Here is an 18731-nt window from a genome sequence, read left to right as displayed (position 1 = left end):
TGAAATCAGTGTCGTTGGTATTGGCGGAAGCGCTGTTGCAACTGGCGCAGTTGGTCGATACGCGCATCATAGCGCGCCTGTTTCAGGCTACCGAGCTTCTGTAGCGAGCTGGCGTTGCTGAGCAGGCCGATAGCTTGATCTAGCTTGCCGGTCAGCGCCAGGCTCTCGGCGCGAGCCGCCAACTCTTCATCGCGCAGCCCTTGGGCGGCGCTGGCCTGCGCCAGCAGTTCCCAGCCATTCGGATCGTTCGGATGATCAAAGGTGTAACGGTTAAGCATTTTCGACGCCATGGCGGGTTGGTTGCCTTCAACATAAGCGTTGGCCAGGTTAAGTTGCAGCACAACATTATTGCTTTGCGCGGTGTTGGCAGCTTCCAGACGGGCAATAGCTTGCGCTGCGCGTTTTTGACCGATATCGATATCGACCATCAGGTCGAGTAACCAGAGGTTTTTCGGGTTCTGCGCCAACATTGGCTGGAGGATATGGCGTGCTTCATCGTACTTTTTCGCTTCATATAACAGGATGGCATGGCCGTATTTGGCGGCCAGTTGCTCGCGCACGTTGCCTTGGCTGTAGGTATTAAGTTGTTCATCGGTCAAGGCCCCTTCAGTACTGTACATGCCAAGCGAACGCACCTTAGCCATCAGGTAGTCCTGCGAGGACTGTATAAGATGCTTCGGCATTTGGTTAGCGCGGTTGCGTGCATCGGCGAGACGGTTGTCCGGCAAGGGGTGGGTCAACAGCATTTCCGGCGGTTTAGACGCATAGCGTGATTGATCCGACAGCTTCTGTAAGAAAGCGGGCATCGCCTGCGGATCGAAACCAGCGCGTTGCAACACCTGAATGCCAATGCGGTCGGCTTCTTGTTCATTTGATTGGGTAAAGCTGATCCTGCCTTGCTGGGTGCCGGCCAGGGTGCTGCTCAGTGCCGCCATCCCCATGGTAGGGCTGACCATCGCCAGCAGAATGGAGCCGAACGTACCGACCCAAGTCAGCGGAGCCTGCCGCTGCTGGTCTTCCATCGCGCGCGCCAAATGGCGTTGGGTAACGTGTGAAATTTCGTGTGCCAGCACCGAAGCCAGTTGGCTTTCGTTATCGCTGACGCGGAACAGCGCGGAGTGTAGCACGACGTTGCCGCCAAAGAAGGCGAAGGCATTGATCTCGTCATTGCGTACCAGATAAAAATGGAAGGGCATGCGTACCGAATAGGCGCTAGCCACCAGCCGATTACCCAGTTGGTTGATGTATTGCGTCAGCAGCGGATCATGGATTAAAGGCGCGCTGGCGCGTAGCTGGCGCACATAGAAGTCGCCCATCGCCCGCTCTTGACCGATGCTCAGCGTGCCGCCAGCGGAGGTGCCTATGTCAGGTAGCTGATCATGGCTCTTCGCCAGTGGAGGGGCGGAAAACGTAGCGAGCAACAGTACTGCTATCGCTGTTTTGGTTAACTGAATGGTCATCGCCAGGGACTTCCGTTAAATAAATATTTAATTTTTTCAATACGTTAGTATCGGACAAACGTTCTTCTTCGTATGCCGCACTCACCAGTACAATCCGCGCAAAAGTGTGTTGAAACGCAGCGAACTGCCACGCTTCGTGTGGATCACTGTTGTTGCAGGTAACTCAGCACGATATCGTGATGATTGGTGGTCTTGAAATTATTAAACACTTTCTCAACCTTGCCTGTTGCGTCGATCAGGAAGCTAGTACGGTGAATACCATCGTAGGTTTTGCCCATAAAGGTTTTTTCACCCCACACGCCAAACTGTTGCGCTACCTGATGATCTTCGTCAGACAGTAGCGTGAAGTTGAGTAACTCTTTTTCAGTAAAACGTGACAACTTTTCCGGTTTGTCGGTACTGATACCTAGCACCTCAACACCGGCCTTTTTCAACTCGTCCATGTTATCCCGCAGCCCGCAGGCTTGCACGGTGCAGCCTGGCGTCATCGCCTTGGGGTAAAAATAAATCAGTACACGTTGTCCTTGGTAATCGGACAAATTAATTTTCTCGCCGTCTTGGTCAGGCAAACTAAATTTTGGCGCTATATCGTTAACTTTTAATGGGTTCATGTCGGTACTCCCTCTTTACTCATCGTGCTGTCGATAGTTCATAACGCTAATATTGCCTTGTGCGTTTAATTCTGTATATAGACGATGACAGGCTTGCTCAATTCTTAACTCAATGGGTTTATCAAGGTAAACATAAAAAAAACCGCCTGCCAAGCGCTGACAAGACGGTTGTTTACTTGCTTTTGGATAGGCAGCAAAAGTACCATGAATGACTTGTTTGTGGAGAGGACGGTCAATGTTTACGGGAAGTATTGTTGCTCTGGTTACGCCGATGGACAATAAAGGTACTGTTGATCGCGCGAGCCTAAAAAAACTGATTGATTATCATGTAGCCAGTGGAACTGCGGCTATTGTTTCCGTTGGGACTACTGGTGAGTCCGCAACGCTTGCCCACGACGAGCATATTGACGTGGTATTGCAGACGCTGGAACTGGCCGATGGCCGCATTCCAGTGATCGCCGGTACTGGTGCTAACGCCACGGCTGAAGCCATTTCGCTTACCCATTGCTTTGCCGATACGGGGGTAGTGGGGTGCCTGACGGTGACGCCATACTATAATAAGCCGACTCAGGAAGGGCTATACCAGCACTTCAAGGCGATCGCCGAAAGCACGGCGCTGCCGCAGATTCTGTATAACGTACCCTCGCGCACCGGTTGTGATCTGCTGCCCCCGACTATCGCGCGGCTGGCAAAAATCAACAATATTGTTGCTGTTAAAGAGGCGACAGGAAACTTAAGCCGTGTCAGCCAGATCCAACAGCAGGTTGATGATGAAGATTTCATCCTGCTGAGTGGCGACGACGCCAGTGGCCTGGACTTCATGAAATTGGGTGGCAAAGGGATTATTTCTGTTACGGCTAACGTGGCCGCGCGTGAAATGGCACAGCTTTGTGCGTTGGCGGCACAAGGCAACTTTGCGAAAGCACACCGCTTGCATCAGCATTTGATGCCGCTGCATCAGGATTTATTTGTAGAAGCAAACCCGATTCCAGTGAAGTGGGCCTGTAAGGTGCTGGGATTATTGGCAACCGATACGCTGCGTCTGCCGATGACGCCGTTGAGTGACGCCGCCCGTCCGGTAGTGGAACGCGCGCTGAAAAGCGCCGGTTTGCTGTAACTCTAAAGGAAATTTAATGGCTTATTCATTGCAAAAATCGACGGTAGCAAAAGTCGTTGGCCTCTCGCTGGTTATGATGCTGGTGGGCTGTAGCAGCGATCAGCGCTACAAACGCCAAGTGAGTGGCGACGAGGCGTATCTTGACGCCGTACCGCTCAAAGCGCTGAACGCGCCGGTTGGCATGATCTTGCCGGTGCAAAGCGGCAACTATGAGGTGCCAGCTATCACGTTGAAAGGCAGTGTTGGCAAGCAGCTAGATATTCGTCCACCGGTGCAGCCTCTGGCACTACTGAGTGGTTCACACGCACAATACAACGGTGATAGCGGCACGCTGCTGCTGGAAAACAGCCCGCAGAACCAACACCTGTGGTCGCGCGTGGTCAGCATGCTGCAAGCAAAACAGATCACTATCGCCTCACGCCAGGATGCCGCTCAAACCTTGACCACTGACTGGGTGAAGTGGAACCGCTTGGATGAAGACAGCCAGTACCAAGGCCGCTACCAGATCAGCGTGCAGCAGCAGGGTTACCAGCAGGCGCTGGTGGTGAAAAGCGTCGGCCTACAGCAGCAAGGTAAAACCGCTCCAGAGAGCGATCTATCTGCAATCCAACGCTACAATGGTGTGATGATGAACACCATCATCGAAGCTTTGGATAAGCAGGACAACCTGGCGAGCAGGCAGTCGGCGAGCCGTTTCGGCGAGCTGGACGTGCAGAGCGGTGCTGATGACACCGCTCTGCCAATGTTAGTGGTGCGCGGCCCTTACACTGTGGTGTGGGATCGCCTGCCGGCAGCGCTGGAGAAACTGGGGATGAAAGTGGGTGACCGCAACCGCCCGCAGGGCAGCGTGGCCGTCTCCTACAAAACGTTGAGCCGCAGCGATTGGGATGCCTTGGGTGTCAAGGAGCCTGAACTGGCTAAAGGGAATTACAAGCTGCAAGTCGGTGACCTGAACAACCGCACTAGCCTGCAATTTATCGATGCTAAGGGCAGGCCGTTGACCCAGTCGCAAAACGACGGGTTGGTAGCAGCATTCCAGTCTGCATTCAGTCATACCAGCAGTAAATAAACAAAAAGGAGCCTTGGCTCCTTTTTGTTTGGTTAGCACGGTATCGTTTGCGTGGCAGGTTTGGCACAATAGCCCGGTATCATGCTAAAGAATTCTTTAGGTCAATTTTCTACCCGTGCATTTCTGGCCTCCGCCTGAAAGATGACGGGGCAACATCATTGGAGTAAGTGAGATGCAAAAGCTAGCTGAGCTGTATCGTGGAAAGGCAAAAACCGTCTACACCACCGAAAATCCCGATCTACTGGTGTTGGCGTTCCGCAATGATACGTCAGCACTGGATGGTCAGCGCATCGAACAGTTCGCTCGCAAAGGCATGGTGAACAACAAGTTCAACCATTTCATCATGAACAAATTGCAAGAAGCTGGCATCCCGACCCAAATGGAGCATCTACTCTCCGACAATGAAGTGTTGGTAAAGAAGCTGGAGATGGTGCCTGTCGAATGCGTGATCCGCAACCGTGCAGCCGGTTCACTGGTAAAGCGGCTTGGCATCGAAGAAGGCCAGGTATTGACTCCGCCGCTGTTTGACCTGTTTCTGAAAAATGACGCTATGCATGATCCTATGGTCAACGAATCGTACTGCGAGACCTTTGGCTGGGTAAGCAAAGCGCATCTGGCGCGCATGCGCGAACTGAGCTACCAAGCCAATGATGTGCTGAGCAAGCTGTTCGACGATGCGGGCCTGATCCTGGTTGACTTTAAGCTGGAGTTCGGTCTGTTCAATGGCGAAGTGGTACTGGGTGATGAGTTCTCGCCAGATGGTTGCCGCCTATGGGACAAAACCACCCTCGATAAGATGGACAAAGACCGTTTCCGTCAGAGTTTAGGCGGCCTGATCGAAGCCTACGAAGAAGTGGCTCGGCGCATCGGCGTGAAGCTGGGCTAAGCCTCTGCCTGCCCTACGGGCGATCTGGCCGGATCGCCCGAACATTAATGTTTCCCGGCGGTATCACTGGATATCAAGAAGCTACACAACATTGGTAACCAGCACAGGCTAAGAACCTATTCCATTAGGCTATTTTATTTGCCATTTTGCATTTGGGCAGTGTTCACCATACTCACGTATTCCATGTACGTGCCAGTTGTTGCGCGCTGCCTGTGTTACAACAATGTACGCCTACTGGGGTAGGCTCTAAGGGGGGCTGACTAATAGGATAATCTTGGACTGCCCCCACTGCCGGATTCATTCTCCACACTGCCAGAAAAATTCTACATTTACATTACCGCTGACTCTTTATAATGGTAATCACTCAGTGAGTTTCCTACCATTATAAAAAACCTAATCTGGAGTTGAATTATGCGTTGGCAAGGGCGTCGAGAAAGTGACAATGTTGAGGATCGTCGCGGGCAGTCTTCAGATCTGGGCGCGGGAGGGGGGTTCCGCGTGCCGGTAGGTGGTAAGGGCGGTATTGCCATTCTGGTGGTGGTGTTGGTGGCTGGTTACTACGGCATCGACCTATCGCCGCTGCTCAACGGCGGAGATGGGGTTGCGTCCAGCCAGCCGCAAAGCACCAATATCAGCCCGAAAGACAATGAACTAGCGAAATTCACCTCGGTGGTGCTGGCATCGACCGAAGATAACTGGAATGAGGTGTTCCAACGCATGGACAAAATTTATCAGCCACCCAAGCTGGTGATGTATCGCGGCGTCACGCGCACCCGTTGTGGTACTGGCCAGGCGGCGATGGGGCCATTCTATTGTCCAGCAGACAAAACAGTGTATATCGACTTGTCGTTCTATCAAGACATGAAAATCAAACTGGGCGCTGGCGGTGATTTTGCGCAGGCTTACGTAGTGGCGCATGAAGTCGGCCATCATGTGCAGAACTTGCTGGGTATTGAACCTATGGTACGCCAGATGCAGCAGGGTGCCAGCCAGGCAGAAGTTAACCGCTTGTCGGTGAAGATGGAGCTACAAGCGGACTGTTTCGCTGGCGTGTGGGGCAAATTCGCCGAGAAACAGCAGATGCTGGAAGCCGGGGATTTGCAGGCGGCGCTGAACGCCGCACAAGCGATCGGTGATGACCGCTTGCAGCAGCAGAGCCAAGGGCGGGTAGTGCCAGACAGCTTTACTCATGGCACCTCACAGCAACGTTATTTTTGGTTGAAACAGGGCTTCGACAGCGGTGATCCCAAAACCTGCAACACATTTGCCTCCCGTTAGCACAACCTATGCCGCAACCTGAGGCTGGCATGTTTTCAGTTTGGACTCTGATGTTACAAGCAATGCAACAGCGTATGCAGCAGCAGGGCATCAGGCGTCTGCTGGTGATCAGCGGTGAATCTGAATGGTGCCGACAGCAGGCGCAATGGCTGGCTGCTACGCTACCGGGCGACTGGCCGTGGATCGGCGCACGCCCGCCACCCGGTTTGTCGGCATTGGCGAGCGGTGCGGTGCGTCAGTTGTTGGGGCAGGAGCGGCTGCATGCGGTATTTGACGCCACGCAGACGCTGGATGTTGAAGCGCTGGCGGTGTTGTCCGGCGCATTGCGTGCTGGCAGTTGGCTGCTGCTGTTGACGCCGCCGTGGCGGCAGTGGCACCGACTGACGGATGACGACAGCCTGCGCTGGAGCGATGGATCGCAGCCAATTACCACCCCGCATTTTATCCAGCATCTGCAACGTCAACTGGCCGCTGACGACGAGGTGACGCTGTGGCAGCAGGGTGAGGCTTTGGTACTGGCACCGCTGGCTGAACGTGCTAGCTGGCGGCAACCTGATGGTCGCCCTTCCACGGAACAGCAGGCGCTGTTGAGGCAGTTGCTGAAGGCTACATCCGGCATCTGGGTGTTGACTGCGGCGCGTGGTCGCGGCAAATCAACGTTGGCGGGTATGCTGGTGGCGAACTCACCGCTGAGTTGCTGGATCACCGGGCCGAGCCGGGCAGCTACCGAAGTCGCGGGCGAATGGGCGCAAGGCCGTGCGCAGTTCTGGGCGCCCGATGCACTGCTGGCGCACTGCCGTAGGCAGGACGTCGGTCAAGTGGGTTGGTTGTTGGTGGATGAGGCGGCCGCCATTCCTGGCCCGCTATTGCAACAATTGGTCAGTTATTTTCCTCGGGTGCTATTGACCACCACGGTGCAGGGGTATGAAGGCAGCGGGCGCGGCTTTTTGCTCAAGTTTTGCGCCGGGTTGCCAGCGTTTCGCTCGCTTAGCCTGCAACAACCGATGCGCTGGGCGCAGGACGATTCGCTGGAACGGGTGATAAATAATGCGCTGCTGTTCAACGAACTGCCAGAATGGCAGGCGACTAAGCAGGAGATCAGCGTCAGCCAGGTCGAACAGCGGGAGCTGTGTGCAGATCCGCAGCGGCTACGGTGTTTTTATGCCTTATTGAGTAGTGCGCATTACCGTACTTCGCCGTTGGATTTACGTCGGCTGATGGATGCGCCCGGCATGCATTTTGTTTTGGCACAGATGGCGCAGGAGGTAGTCGGTGCGCTATGGCTGGTGGATGAAGGCGGCCTTAACGCCGAATTGGTGCATGGGGTCTGGGCTGGGCGGCGGCGACCGCGTGGCAATTTGGTAGCACAGTCTTTGGCGGCGCACGGCGGCCAGTGGTGGGCACCAATGTTGCATTCACGGCGCATTACGCGCATTGCCGTACTGCCCGCACTGCGGCGGCAGGGTATCGCCCGCCGCTTGATAGCACAACAGCGTCAACAGGTGCAGGGACTGGATTTTCTCTCGGTCAGCTTCGGTTATACTGAGCCACTGTGGCGCTTCTGGCAGTCCTGTGGCTTTGAGTTGGTGCGCATTGGCAGCAAGCTGGAGAGCCGCAGCGGATGCTATACCGCCATGGCCATCCTGCCGTTGAGCAAACAGGGAGAGGCACTGCGGCAGGCGGCACATCAGCGCCTGGCGCGCGATTGGCAGTGGTTGCAGCAGCGCATCAATGTGCAATTGGTGCTCCCCTTTGATGGCGACGACTCACAATTAGCGCAGGAGGATTGGCGCGAGTTGGCTGGTTTCGCCTTCGCCCATCGGCCGCTGGAGGCAAGCCTGGGAGCGCTACAGCGACTGCTACGTATCAGTCGCCTGCCACTACCGGCATTGCGCCTGCATTTACAACGGCAGCAAACGCCAGCGCAGTGCATCATACAGTTGGGCCTCAGTGGTCAGAAAACCCTACTGCGTCACTGGCGGCATGAGGTAGCGGAAGCATTGACACAGCTTGATGCTCAACATTGCCACCAGTGGCGCGCTTGGACCATCCGTTGTTGTTGATTTAGCGGCGATAGACAGGAGGTTGGAATGCGGCGCGTTGATGTTATTTCTTTTTCGGCCAGTCGTCTTCGTCGTCCCATTGAGCGTTGTTATCGCGGTGCGGCGGCAGTTCTGGCTTGTCGGTCAGATAGCTTTTGAGGTTCACGCGCCGTAGATCTTTGACGGCGCTGACGATCATCCCCACCGGGATCAGTAGCATAATCCACCAGTGATTTGCTAACCATTGCATATTCAGTCTTTTTCTTCACGGCGTATAAAACGCGAAAATATTGATGGCAAATGGCGTTCAAGCCATTCGGCACCGGCCACTTTTTGGTTCTGCCAGGCCAGCAGCAGCCGCGCCGGCGTCAGTAGATGTTCGGCCTTCCGTGCCAGCGGTCGGTAGCTCAGATGCCAAGGTTCGACCGCCACGCCGTTACCCGCTGTGCTGAATGGGCGATAAAAACCAAATTCCGCCATATGTGCCGTCAGCCACTGATCGAGCGGGTGGAAGTTCCCCCCTTGCTCATATTCCCAAGGTTCCAGTTGCAGCTTTTGGCCTTCTGGTAGCAGTGACGGATCGTACACGTCCAGATCACTGCCCCAGTGATGGCGGCTGGCACCTGGCAATGCCGACCAGCGTAGGATGGCTTCACAGCGCTCGGCGGTGGACAGCAGTGTGACGTCGATCGGTTGGCCGACCTTATCAAATACTGGGCGCTCGCCACAAAATTTTCCATTCCAGATCGCCAATTGCCGCGCGAAATCACGGAACGTGCTGGCGGGTTGTAGATCGAATCCCGCCACCTGCGCTGCCTGCTGCATGGCGAGGAATGCGACCACCGCAGCAGGCTGTAGACGGTGGTTGCCACTGAGTGGTGCCAAGTGTTCGGTAGAGCGCCCGGTAAGCATTTCCGTGGTGATCATGCGACCAGTTGCTCCATGATGCGTTGGTACATACGGCTCAGTAGTTGCAGATCGGCGGCATTCACGCACTCGTTAACCTTGTGGATGGTGGCATTGACCGGCCCCAACTCCACCACCTGCGCCCCCATTTGAGCGATAAAGCGGCCATCGGAGGTACCGCCTGTGGTCAGCAACTGTGGTGTTAATTCAGAATAGTGCTCAACTGCATTGACCACGGCGTCCACCAGTGCCCCGCGTGCAGTAAGGAAGGGTTGCCCGGACAGATGCCATTCGATGCTGTAGTTCAGTTGGTGGCGCTCTAGCAACGCTTCAACGCGTTGCTTGATCAGCGCATCGGTCAGTTCAGGGCTGAAGCGGAAGTTAAATTGCACCCATAGCTCACCAGGGATCACATTATTGCTGCCGGTGCCAGCCCTAATATTGGCGATCTGCATGCTGGTCGGCGGGAAGAATTCGTTGCCCTGATCCCATTGGATCGCCACCAACTCATTCAGTGCTGGTATGGCGCGGTGTACTGGGTTATCTGCCAGATGTGGATAGGCAACGTGACCCTGAACGCCGTGAATACGCAGGCTGGCAGTGATCGAACCACGGCGACCGTTTTTTACCACATCGCCAACGCGGTCAGTGCTGGAGGGTTCGCCGACCAAGCAATAATCCAGTCGCTCATTGCGTGCCATTAGTGCCTCCACCACTTTGACCGTGCCGTGGGCGGCGCTGGCTTCTTCGTCGGAAGTGATCAGAAACGCCAGCCGGCCTTGATGAGTCGCATTGGCAGCAACAAAGCGCTCCGCCGCTACCACCATCGCCGCTAACGATCCTTTCATATCCGCAGCGCCACGTCCATACAGCATGCCATCGCGGATGGTTGGTTCAAACGGCGGGTTGTGCCAGCATTTCTCGTCGCCGACCGGCACCACATCGGTGTGGCCAGCAAATGCTAGCGTTCGGCCTTCACCGCGCCAGGCCCAGAAGTTCTGAGTATCGTCGAAATCCAGCGTTTCGACGGTAAAGCCGATCGCCTTCAGACGCGCAATCAGCAATTGCTGGCAGCCTCCGTCATGTGGGCTGAGGGAAGGGCGTTTGATCAATTGTTGAGCCAGTTCGATAACCGGGCAAATCATGCGGTGACCTCGGAGATAAATTGCTGATAGCTATTGGGACTGAAACCGAGCAGGGTGTGCCCCTGGCCGTCGTCCAGCAGTGGCCGTTTGATGATCGCCGGTTGCGCCAGCATCACCGCGATGGCGGCATCGGCGTTATCACAGGTGTTACGCTGCGTTTCATCCAGCTTGCGCCAGGTGGTGCCGCGAGTATTCAGCAGTGGCTGCCAACCTAGCCGCTCGACAAAATCGCGTAGCTGCTGTTCCTCCAGCCCGTCAGCGCGGTAATCGTGAAATTGATAGGCTATGCCTTGTTCCTCCAGCCAGCGGCAGGCTTTTTTAATGGTGTCGCAGCTTTTAGGAGAAAGGCCGTACATGGTGAGCTTAAGCTCTGCATGATTTGTCATGATGGTTCACCGTGTTCTGTCTGATTAGGTTTGTAGCATACAGGCGATCATAAAGCGTGAAAACTTCAATGAAATTTTATAATAATCATTATGTTAATTATATCATGGCTAATGTGATAAAAATCAATGGTTGTGGATGTTGTTAAAAGTGCCGCGTTTTTGACAAGGTGATCTCATCTGAATTTTTATCCTTGGTTTACTGGCACACCTCACTAGCAAAGGGACTATTATGAGAAGTCCTAAAGCGTATTCCTATGTTCGTCAAGCTCAAGGGGATAGTTATCGCCGCCAACCTCAGCAGGCTCGAGATTACTGTGCAACTCATAACCTTGAGCTAGACGACAAAACGATTGAAGACATTGGCGTCAATGCTTTCGTGATAGCAACCGAACTGATGGTGCATTCTGGCAGATGAAAGAACGGGGAAACCACTCAGCTCACCAAGCGAAAACCCGATGCCGAACCAAGCCGAGTGCAAAACCGGACTGTTGCAAGGATTGAAATCGGCTCGTGACCATGGGAAGCCAAACACGGCTTTGTTCTTTTTCAATTCGGTTCAAGATTAGCCACACATGACTACACGCCACTTATAAATATCAGGCCCTGAATGCAGAGCCTGAAAGGGCTTGACAAATTCTAGGATTTTTCCGTTTCCGGTTTGACTAATTCGTGATTTCACCATAAATTTCGTTTTACGAATACGGAAAATAGGCCAAGTAATAATGCCTACCCCTCATCCTCAGCACTTCGAACACGTCCTTACTGAAGAGCGTTGAAATATCTTAGCAAAAGCGTTGCTGGAAGAATGTTACACAACTTAAGATGACCTGCAATCCACCTACGATTCTGGGTATTCACGAGGCTGTACGCGTTTCGATAGACAGAAAAATAAGTTGAAGCTGCTTGCATTGGAACATGGCTGGCTGACTATCTGTGAGGGTAGTAATCGGTTAGTTATGTCGATTGAGGGGCTTCCCTTCCGGTTTGCCCGTGATGAGCATAAAGCCCCCCGAAAGCCAGCAACATTATTGGTATCTGGTACAGAAGCAGTTCAGCGAGAAAAATTTATTCTCGAAAGCCAGATGGAAATGGATTTTGATGGTGCGTCGTATAGTGAGCGGGCTAGAAAACCATCAGTTTGGCGTTTTTTTGTGGAAGTCAGTGAAAGCTTGGAAGATGGGCGTGACTACAATATTTACTTTGTTGGCTTTAATGAATTAAAAGATGCGGTTTGCGTTTGGGAATACGCTAATAAGGTCGCTGTTGCAACCAGCACTGACGATACCAAACGTGATTTATACGACGAATGCGATTGAATCCGTGCACAGTCAGTTCAGGAAACTGACAAAAACTAAAGGCGCATGCCTGAATGAAAACAGTCTGTTGAAGCTACTTTATCTAGGATTAATGAATGCACAAGAAAAATGGACAATGCCGATCCAGAGCTGGAATTTGACATTGTCTCAGTTGGCGATTTATTTTGAGGGTCGCCTCGATAAAGTGATTACGTTGTGATGATTTTTTAACGTGACACAGAATTATGAACGCTCTCTAGTTTATTGTTATTCTATGATTTCATTGGGATTTCAATGAATCTTTTCCCCTCCGCCCTCTCTGTTGGCAGCATGTAACCGTCCGGCGAACTCATATTGTTAACAAAACTCTACTGCCACATGCTGCCCTCACTCAATGCAACGTCCCTGAGGTGAAGCATGGTAAAACGGTATTCTCACCGTGAACGGCAACAGCCTCTCGACGCCTGGCAACACAGCGGATTAACTAAATAGCACTCTATGTCGGCAGCATGATTTCAACCCGGCCACCTTTTATTACTGGCTCAACCATCATCACGATGACGCTACTGTGGCTATTCCCGCAGCCTTTATTCCTGCACGCCGGGTTATGCCTGGGAATAACGACGTCGACACGGTGACCCTCAACCTCCCCAACGAATGTTCGGTCAACTGTCTTCCCGCTCAGTTGCCGGCCGTGATGCAGGCCTTGTCCCTATGTTAACGCCGCCGCACATCTGTCTGGCGCGGGAACCGGTCGATATGCGCCGGGGTATCGATACCCTGACGCAATACGTTACCGACCCTCTGCACCAACCCTGGCAAGGGGAAGCCGCTTGTGTCTTTTGCAACAAGGCACGCTCACGCAGCAAAGTCCTGCGCTGGGACAAGCACGGAGGCTGGCGGTGTCTTCGCCGTCTTCATCAGGGCCACCACGGTTATCGATGGGCCTATATCACCGCACGGAGTGCCGAGCGGGAGATAGTGTTTTATGACTGCCAACCGGGGCGCAGTGGTCAGTATGCCCGCGATGTGCTTGAGGGCTAGTGCGCTACCCTGGTGGTGGACGGTTATGCCGGTTACCAGACGTTGTTCGACAGCGGCCAGGCGGTTGACGCCGGGGGTTTGGCGCACGCTCGGCGCAAGTTCTTCGAGTTGTGGCGGCTATTCTGAGTCTGTTGGAAACCGCCAAGCTCAACGGCCACGCCCCTTACGTTTGGTTGCGTGATGTGTTGGCTCTCTTCCCCACCTGGCCCTACAATAGGCTCCAGTAGCTATTACCCTACGCCGAAAACAGCTTCAGTTAATATCCGCCCGCTTATTACATTATTTTAATCATACAACGTGGGTTCACCGTTCGGTTACGTTAATATCCGCCCGCTTATTACATTATTTTAATCACATAACGCGAGTTCGCCGTTCGGTTACGTTAATATCCGCCCGCTTATTATATTATTTTAATTACACAACGCCGGTTCACTGTTCGGTTACGAAGTAAATTAATATTTGTTTATTGATCGTTTAAATTTTTCAAATACAGATCGACTTATAATGCATCACTGCTTATTGGCTGTTTAGGCTCGCGACTACCGGAGTGGGGGTCCCCTGTCTCTTTTATAGCAAACCCAGCCATTACGAAAGCTTCTAATTATTATCCATCTATCTGGTGAATATAATGAAGAATAGACTCTTTTGTAGTGATGTTCCTTCGTCTTGCCTGCGGCGGGTGGCCTGGGTTACCATAGCTATTCAGGCAGCCTTGCCGCTGGCGGTGGCTTTCACTCCGGCCATCGCTGGCGTAGACAGCGGTCAGCATGTCTTCCCTTCCCCACCCACACCGCCCCTGCTCCACACCCAGACCTACCGCCTGGCAGACGGCGAAACCGTTGACTCTGTGGCGCAAAAATACCACCTCACCCCGGCGGCACTGCGCCAGCTTAATCAATTGCGTACCTTCGCCCATGGCTTTGACCACCTGCAACCCGGCGATGAACTCGACGTGCCCATCGCCCCCTTGCCGCAGGTGCAGTGGCACGATGAACCGGCAGTAGCGCCAGCGGCCGATGACCCGGCACAACGGGTTGCCGGGGTGGCATCACAGGCAGGCAGTTTCCTGGCAAACCACCCGAACGGCGAGGCCGCCGCTGCCATGGCGCGCGGGATGGCGACCGGCGCAGCCAGTGGTCAGTTGCAACAGTGGCTGAGCCGCTTCGGCACCGCCCGTGTGCAGTTGGGCGCGGATAAGCACTTCTCGCTGAAAAACTCGCAGTTTGACCTGCTGGCTCCGCTGTATGACCAGGGCGACAACCTGCTCTTCTCCCAGGGCAGCCTGCACCGCACCGATGAGCGTACCCAGCTTAACCTCGGTGCCGGGCTGCGCCACTTTGCGCCCCGTTATATGCTCGGTGCCAATTTCTTTACTGATTATGACCTGTCGCGTGACCATGCCCGTATCGGGCTGGGGGTGGAATATTGGCACGATTTCCTGAAACTGAGCGCCAATGGCTATCAGCGCCTGACCGGCTGGAGAGACGCACCTGAGTTGACGGATTATGAAGCGCGCCCGGCCAACGGTTGGGACATCCGCGCCCAGGCGTGGCTGCCGGCACTGCCGCAACTGGGTGGCAGGCTAAGCTATGAGCAGTACCACGGCGATGAGGTAGCGCTGTTTGGCAAAGACCAGCGCCAACGCAGCCCGTATGCTTTCACCGCCGGGATTGAATACACTCCGGTGCCGCTGCTGGCCTTCAGCGTCGCACAGCGTCAAGGGAAATCGGGAGAAAATGACACCCGGCTGGGGGTCGAGATGCACTACCAACTGGGTATGCCATGGCAGCAGCAGATCAATCCCACTGCCGTGGCGGCAATGCGCAGCCTGGCAGGCAGCCACTACGCCCTGGTGGAGAGAAATAACAACATTATCCTGGCGTACCGCAAGAAGGAACTGCTCCGCCTGCATACCGCATCGCAGGTGACCGGCTATGGTGGGGAGAAAAAATCCCTGGAAGTCTCGGTCACCAGCAGTCACGCGCTAGCGCGTATCGATTGGTCAGCCCCGGCGCTGTTGGCAGCAGGCGGCAAAATCGTTCAGGACAGCGCCCAGGACTATAGCCTGGTGTTGCCCGCCTATCAGTTCAAACCGGGCGTCAACCATTACACCGTCAGCGGTGTCGCCGTAGACAGCCAGGGCAATACCTCGGATCCGAGCGAAACCCGGGTAACGGTGCAAGCCCCACTGATTGACGCCAACAGCAGCACCTTGACGCCCCGCCACAGCACCTTGACGGCAGACGGAAAAAGCAGCCAGTTGCTGACCCTGGTGCTGAAAGACATGCAAGGCCAGCCGCTAGAGATGCCGCTTGCCGACATCCACATGGCTGTCAGCGCACTGAAATCAGCCCACGTCTCGGCGGTAACCCAAAAGCAGGCTGGGGTCTATCAAGTGACGGTGACAGCGGGAAGCGAGGCGGAAAACATCACGTTGACGCCGGTGCTGGGCAACCTGACGTTGGGCGCGGCACAGGTGGTGATCAGCTATTCGCCGCCGGATGGCGCGCACTCAAAATTTGTCGCCGACCGCGAAAGTATCACCGCAGACGGCCAGGATAGCGCCACCCTGACGTTTACCGCACAGGACGCCAATGGCAACCCCCTCGCTGGGCTGAGCCACGTGACCTTTATGCTCCCAGACGGCACGCCAACCGATAAGGTCAACCTGAGCACCGTGACGGATAAGGGCCACGGGGTATATCAGGCGACATTGCGCGGAACGCGGGCGGGCAGCTACAAGGTGACCCCGCAGGTTAATGGCAAAGCAGTAGGCAACCTGAATGCCACCGTGACCCTGAAGGCAGGTCAAACGCCGGATGGCGCGCACTCAAAATTTGTCGCCGACCGCGAAAGTATCACCGCAGACGGCCAGGATAGCGCCACCCTGACGTTTACCGCACAGGACGCCAATGGCAACCCCCTCGCTGGGCTGAGCCACGTGACCTTTATGCTCCCAGACGGCACGCCAACCGATAAGGTCAACCTGAGCGCCGTGACGGATAAGGGCCACGGGGTATATCAGGCAACATTGCGCGGAACGCGGGCGGGCAGCTACAAGGTGACCCCGCAGGTTAATGGCAAAGCAGTAGGCAACCTGAATGCCACCGTGACCCTGAAGGCGTTCGTGACAGCTGTGCAGGATATCCAGGTGAACGGCTACGAATTTGCGCCAACAGCCGGCTTCCCAAAAACTGGCTTTACGAGGGCGTACTTTACTGTCAGGTTGAACGGTGGGGCTGCACAGGACTATAACTGGAGCACCAGCGCCCCAGACTGGACAGCGGTATCGGCAGACGGCGTGGTGCGCTTTACCGACAAGGGCAATGCCAACGAGGTGACCATTACGGCAACCGCCAAGAACAACCCAGCCAGGGTGTCCCGCTACGCCTTTAAGCTGAGTGATTGGTATATCTACAATTCAACCGGAATGAGCTGGCCTGATGCAAACAGCTACTGCGCCAAACAGAGCGCCAGTCTACCCACCCGCCTGCAACTGGGTGGAACAGCGACAGAAGGTCAAAACCAGCGCCGTGGTACGATAGGTTCGCTGTGGAGTGAATGGGGTGATCAGAGTACTTATTTGGGCATCACCATGGCTCCTACTGACACAACCTGGTCATCTGAACTCTATCAAGATAATAAACATTACGTCATCGCTATGAGTCATTGGCGTGGCTGGATCAGTGCCGTCAGTGACGAGGATAATAAAGTTCTTGTTGCATGTCGAATCGAACTTTAACTTTTAACCGCTCTTTCTCTCTGACCGGCCCCTACGGGGCCGGTTGTTTACGGGGCTTTAAACATCTATACCCGTCATACTTCAAGTTGCCTGTGCGTTAGCTTTCCTCGCTCACCCCAGTCACTTAAAGCCTAATGGGATAGATCCTTAGGGTATAAAGTGGGCGGATAGTGCAGAAGTGTCGGTATTGATGGTTAAATGGCGTTTTCATTTCCCGGTTAAAAACATGATTAGGGCATGTTTAATGCTATCGAGGAATGGCCTCAAAGTAAGCGTAACGTTGCAGTTTGTATAGCAGGGCGTGCGCCACTACGAGCGTTTCACCTGTTGCAGCCATTTGTCCAGTTCGTTGGCAAACTGCTGACGGTTCCGCTGGTTGAGCGCGTTAGGGCCACCGGTTTGGATGCCGCTGGAGCGCAGGGTGTCGATAAAGTCGCGCATGTTGAGGCGCTCGCGGATAGTATCGGGCGTGTAGCGTTCGCCACGCGGGTTCAACGCAAATGCGCCTTTTTCTATCACCTGTGCCGCCAACGGGATGTCAGCGGTGATCACCAGATCGCCTTTCTCGCAGCGGTGTACGATCGCGTTATCCGCTACGTCAAAACCCGCCGCCACTTGCAGGCTGCGAATAAATTTCGACGGTGGTGTCTTCAATGGCTGGTTGGCCACCAGCGTTATCGGCATGGCAGTGCGATCGGCTGCGCGGAAAAGTACATCCTTGATCACCTTCGGGCAGGCGTCCGCATCGACCCAAATCTGTATCATTCAGGATCCATTAGCCAGTTGCGCACTGGCAGGAAATCGCGGTACAGCGCCGCTTCATGACTATCGTCTGGCGGTTGGTAGTGGTATTCCCAGCGTACCAGCGGCGGCATCGACATCAGAATCGACTCGGTACGGCCGCCGGTTTGTAACCCGAACAGTGTGCCGCGATCCCACACCAAGTTGAACTCCACGTAGCGACTACGGCGATACAGTTGGAATTGGCGTTCACGCTCACCCCAGCCCAGCGTTTTGCGCTTTTCGACGATTGGCAGATAGGCGTCAAGGAAGCCTTCACCTACCGCGCGGGTAAAGGCGAAGCAGTGGTTAAAGTCTGGCGTGTTCAGGTCGTCATAGAACAGGCCGCCGATGCCACGTGCTTCGTTACGGTGTTTGATAAAAAAGTAATCATCACACCATTTTTTGTATTTGGCATAGACCTCATTGCCGAAAGGGGCGCACAGCCGCTGGGCGGTACGGTGCCAGTGTACTGCGTCCTCTTTAAAGCCGTAGAATGGTGTCAAGTCAAAGCCACCACCGAACCACCACACCGCATCTTCACCCGGTTTTTCGGCGATAAAGAAACGCACGTTGGCGTGGCTGGTGGGAATGTAAGGGCTGAGCGGATGAACCACCAGCGATACCCCCAGTGCTTGGAAGCTGCGCCCGGCCAGTTCAGGGCGGTGCGCGGTAGCGGATGCGGGTAGCGTGGCACCGGATACGTGGGAAAAGTTTACCCCTGCTTGTTCGAACACCGTGCCGTTAGCCAGTACGCGGCTACGGCCGCCGCCGCCTTCTTCACGCGTCCATTGGTCTTCGGTGAAAACGGCACTGCCGTCGGCTTGGGCTAGTTGCGTGCAGATGCCATCCTGCAATGCCAGCAGGAAGGATTTTACTTCAGCGAGGGCGAGTATACTCATCTGGGATTATTCATAGCGCTTAACTAAACAAGGCACAGAGTATACCCTTAGAACCTTTCTCATTAGAC

The 18731-nt window shown here is 54.6% G+C and carries 18 protein-coding genes and 2 pseudogenes; 12 read left to right on the top strand and 8 right to left on the bottom strand.

Annotated features, from left to right (window positions below; translation table 11 throughout):
• Positions 1–5: 5 nt before the first annotated feature.
• Positions 6–1460, bottom strand: a complete 1455-nt coding sequence (gene bepA / locus SYMBAF_RS08480; protein ID WP_040265033.1) for a beta-barrel assembly-enhancing protease — start codon at positions 1458–1460, stop codon at positions 6–8.
• Between the two features lie 143 nt (positions 1461–1603).
• On the bottom strand, positions 1604–2071 hold the full coding sequence (bcp, locus tag SYMBAF_RS08475; RefSeq protein ID WP_006708759.1) for a thioredoxin-dependent thiol peroxidase: 468 nt from the start codon (positions 2069–2071) through the stop codon (positions 1604–1606).
• Positions 2072–2306: 235 nt separating this feature from the next.
• Here bcp and dapA point away from each other — a divergent pair, with 235 nt between their 5' ends.
• From dapA to SYMBAF_RS08450, 5 genes are all read left to right on the top strand, one after another.
• Entirely contained in the window at positions 2307–3188 is an 882-nt protein-coding gene (gene dapA, locus SYMBAF_RS08470; RefSeq protein WP_040265034.1) for a 4-hydroxy-tetrahydrodipicolinate synthase, read from the top strand.
• A gap of 16 nt (positions 3189–3204) precedes the next feature.
• Entirely contained in the window at positions 3205–4257 is a 1053-nt protein-coding gene (bamC, locus tag SYMBAF_RS08465; RefSeq protein ID WP_040265035.1) for an outer membrane protein assembly factor BamC, read from the top strand.
• Between the two features lie 172 nt (positions 4258–4429).
• The gene (gene purC / locus SYMBAF_RS08460; RefSeq protein WP_040265036.1) at positions 4430–5143 is read left to right on the top strand and encodes a phosphoribosylaminoimidazolesuccinocarboxamide synthase; all 714 of its coding nucleotides are present in this window, start codon (positions 4430–4432) and stop codon (positions 5141–5143) included.
• 411 nt (positions 5144–5554) lie between these two features.
• Positions 5555–6421, top strand: a complete 867-nt coding sequence (gene ypfJ, locus SYMBAF_RS08455; RefSeq protein WP_040265037.1) for a KPN_02809 family neutral zinc metallopeptidase — start codon at positions 5555–5557, stop codon at positions 6419–6421.
• Positions 6422–6471: 50 nt separating this feature from the next.
• Complete coding sequence (locus SYMBAF_RS08450; protein WP_040265125.1) at positions 6472–8484, top strand: tRNA(Met) cytidine acetyltransferase TmcA; 2013 nt, start codon at positions 6472–6474, stop codon at positions 8482–8484.
• Between the two features lie 43 nt (positions 8485–8527).
• Here the strand turns inward: SYMBAF_RS08450 and SYMBAF_RS08445 are convergent, their stop codons facing one another.
• Genes SYMBAF_RS08445 through SYMBAF_RS08430 form a run of 4 tightly spaced genes read right to left on the bottom strand, consistent with a single transcriptional unit; the run spans position 8528 to position 10900 of the window.
• Positions 8528–8713 (bottom strand): YpfN family protein, encoded by a 186-nt coding sequence (locus tag SYMBAF_RS08445; RefSeq protein WP_006708763.1) that lies wholly within the window; start codon positions 8711–8713, stop codon positions 8528–8530.
• Between the two features lie 2 nt (positions 8714–8715).
• Entirely contained in the window at positions 8716–9390 is a 675-nt protein-coding gene (locus SYMBAF_RS08440) for a M15 family metallopeptidase (RefSeq protein ID WP_040265038.1), read from the bottom strand.
• Positions 9387–10514, bottom strand: a complete 1128-nt coding sequence (gene dapE, locus SYMBAF_RS08435) for a succinyl-diaminopimelate desuccinylase (protein ID WP_040265039.1) — start codon at positions 10512–10514, stop codon at positions 9387–9389. The genes SYMBAF_RS08440 and dapE overlap by 4 nt, the downstream gene beginning before the upstream one ends.
• Complete coding sequence (locus tag SYMBAF_RS08430) at positions 10511–10900, bottom strand: ArsC family reductase (protein ID WP_040265040.1); 390 nt, start codon at positions 10898–10900, stop codon at positions 10511–10513. The genes dapE and SYMBAF_RS08430 overlap by 4 nt, the downstream gene beginning before the upstream one ends.
• Positions 10901–11793: 893 nt before the next feature.
• On the opposite strand from SYMBAF_RS08430, the gene SYMBAF_RS08425 reads away from it, so the two are divergent.
• From SYMBAF_RS08425 to SYMBAF_RS08400, 7 genes and pseudogenes are all read left to right on the top strand, one after another.
• Complete coding sequence (locus SYMBAF_RS08425) at positions 11794–12216, top strand: hypothetical protein (RefSeq protein WP_152609100.1); 423 nt, start codon at positions 11794–11796, stop codon at positions 12214–12216.
• A pseudogene (locus SYMBAF_RS08420) lies at positions 12182–12415 on the top strand (transposase); the annotation flags it as partial. The gene SYMBAF_RS08425 and the pseudogene SYMBAF_RS08420, both read left to right, overlap by 35 nt.
• A gap of 339 nt (positions 12416–12754) precedes the next feature.
• A pseudogene (locus SYMBAF_RS18415) lies at positions 12755–12916 on the top strand (hypothetical protein); the annotation flags it as partial.
• A complete protein-coding gene (gene tnpB, locus SYMBAF_RS08415) occupies positions 12910–13239 on the top strand; it encodes an IS66 family insertion sequence element accessory protein TnpB (RefSeq protein WP_152609101.1) in 330 nt (109 codons plus the stop codon). The pseudogene SYMBAF_RS18415 and the gene tnpB, both read left to right, overlap by 7 nt.
• Positions 13240–13251: 12 nt before the next feature.
• Positions 13252–13365, top strand: a complete 114-nt coding sequence (locus SYMBAF_RS18410; protein ID WP_160289793.1) for an IS66 family transposase — start codon at positions 13252–13254, stop codon at positions 13363–13365.
• Complete coding sequence (locus SYMBAF_RS08405) at positions 13350–13466, top strand: transposase domain-containing protein (protein WP_082026918.1); 117 nt, start codon at positions 13350–13352, stop codon at positions 13464–13466. Before SYMBAF_RS18410 ends, SYMBAF_RS08405 begins: the two co-directional genes overlap by 16 nt.
• Before the next feature lie 401 nt (positions 13467–13867).
• Positions 13868–16981: an inverse autotransporter beta domain-containing protein gene (locus SYMBAF_RS08400; protein ID WP_082026919.1), complete on the top strand. Its 3114-nt coding sequence runs from the start codon at positions 13868–13870 to the stop codon at positions 16979–16981.
• 309 nt (positions 16982–17290) lie between these two features.
• Here SYMBAF_RS08400 and SYMBAF_RS08395 read toward each other — a convergent pair whose 3' ends face one another.
• Together SYMBAF_RS08395 and hemF are read right to left on the bottom strand one after the other, a co-directional pair.
• Positions 17291–17743, bottom strand: coding sequence for a YaiI/YqxD family protein (locus SYMBAF_RS08395; RefSeq protein WP_040265130.1), 453 nt, complete (start codon positions 17741–17743; stop codon positions 17291–17293).
• Positions 17743–18663, bottom strand: a complete 921-nt coding sequence (gene hemF / locus SYMBAF_RS08390) for an oxygen-dependent coproporphyrinogen oxidase (RefSeq protein ID WP_040265042.1) — start codon at positions 18661–18663, stop codon at positions 17743–17745. The genes SYMBAF_RS08395 and hemF overlap by 1 nt, the downstream gene beginning before the upstream one ends.
• Between the last annotated feature and the right edge of the window lie 68 nt (positions 18664–18731).

This window comes from Serratia symbiotica, assembly GCF_000821185.2.
Lineage (GTDB): Bacteria > Pseudomonadota > Gammaproteobacteria > Enterobacterales > Enterobacteriaceae > Serratia > Serratia symbiotica.
This window is presented reverse-complemented; position numbering and strand designations above follow the sequence as displayed.

Coding starts and splice junctions, on each gene's coding strand:
- bepA (WP_040265033.1), bottom strand. CDS start 1,460: ATGACCATTCAGTTAACCAAAACAGCGATAGCAGTACTGTTGCTCGCT.
- bcp (WP_006708759.1), bottom strand. CDS start 2,071: ATGAACCCATTAAAAGTTAACGATATAGCGCCAAAATTTAGTTTGCCT.
- dapA (WP_040265034.1), top strand. CDS start 2,307: ATGTTTACGGGAAGTATTGTTGCTCTGGTTACGCCGATGGACAATAAA.
- bamC (WP_040265035.1), top strand. CDS start 3,205: ATGGCTTATTCATTGCAAAAATCGACGGTAGCAAAAGTCGTTGGCCTC.
- purC (WP_040265036.1), top strand. CDS start 4,430: ATGCAAAAGCTAGCTGAGCTGTATCGTGGAAAGGCAAAAACCGTCTAC.
- ypfJ (WP_040265037.1), top strand. CDS start 5,555: ATGCGTTGGCAAGGGCGTCGAGAAAGTGACAATGTTGAGGATCGTCGC.
- SYMBAF_RS08450 (WP_040265125.1), top strand. CDS start 6,472: ATGTTACAAGCAATGCAACAGCGTATGCAGCAGCAGGGCATCAGGCGT.
- SYMBAF_RS08445 (WP_006708763.1), bottom strand. CDS start 8,713: ATGCAATGGTTAGCAAATCACTGGTGGATTATGCTACTGATCCCGGTG.
- SYMBAF_RS08440 (WP_040265038.1), bottom strand. CDS start 9,390: ATGATCACCACGGAAATGCTTACCGGGCGCTCTACCGAACACTTGGCA.
- dapE (WP_040265039.1), bottom strand. CDS start 10,514: ATGATTTGCCCGGTTATCGAACTGGCTCAACAATTGATCAAACGCCCT.
- SYMBAF_RS08430 (WP_040265040.1), bottom strand. CDS start 10,900: ATGACAAATCATGCAGAGCTTAAGCTCACCATGTACGGCCTTTCTCCT.
- tnpB (WP_152609101.1), top strand. CDS start 12,910: ATGTTAACGCCGCCGCACATCTGTCTGGCGCGGGAACCGGTCGATATG.
- SYMBAF_RS08400 (WP_082026919.1), top strand. CDS start 13,868: ATGAAGAATAGACTCTTTTGTAGTGATGTTCCTTCGTCTTGCCTGCGG.
- hemF (WP_040265042.1), bottom strand. CDS start 18,663: ATGAGTATACTCGCCCTCGCTGAAGTAAAATCCTTCCTGCTGGCATTG.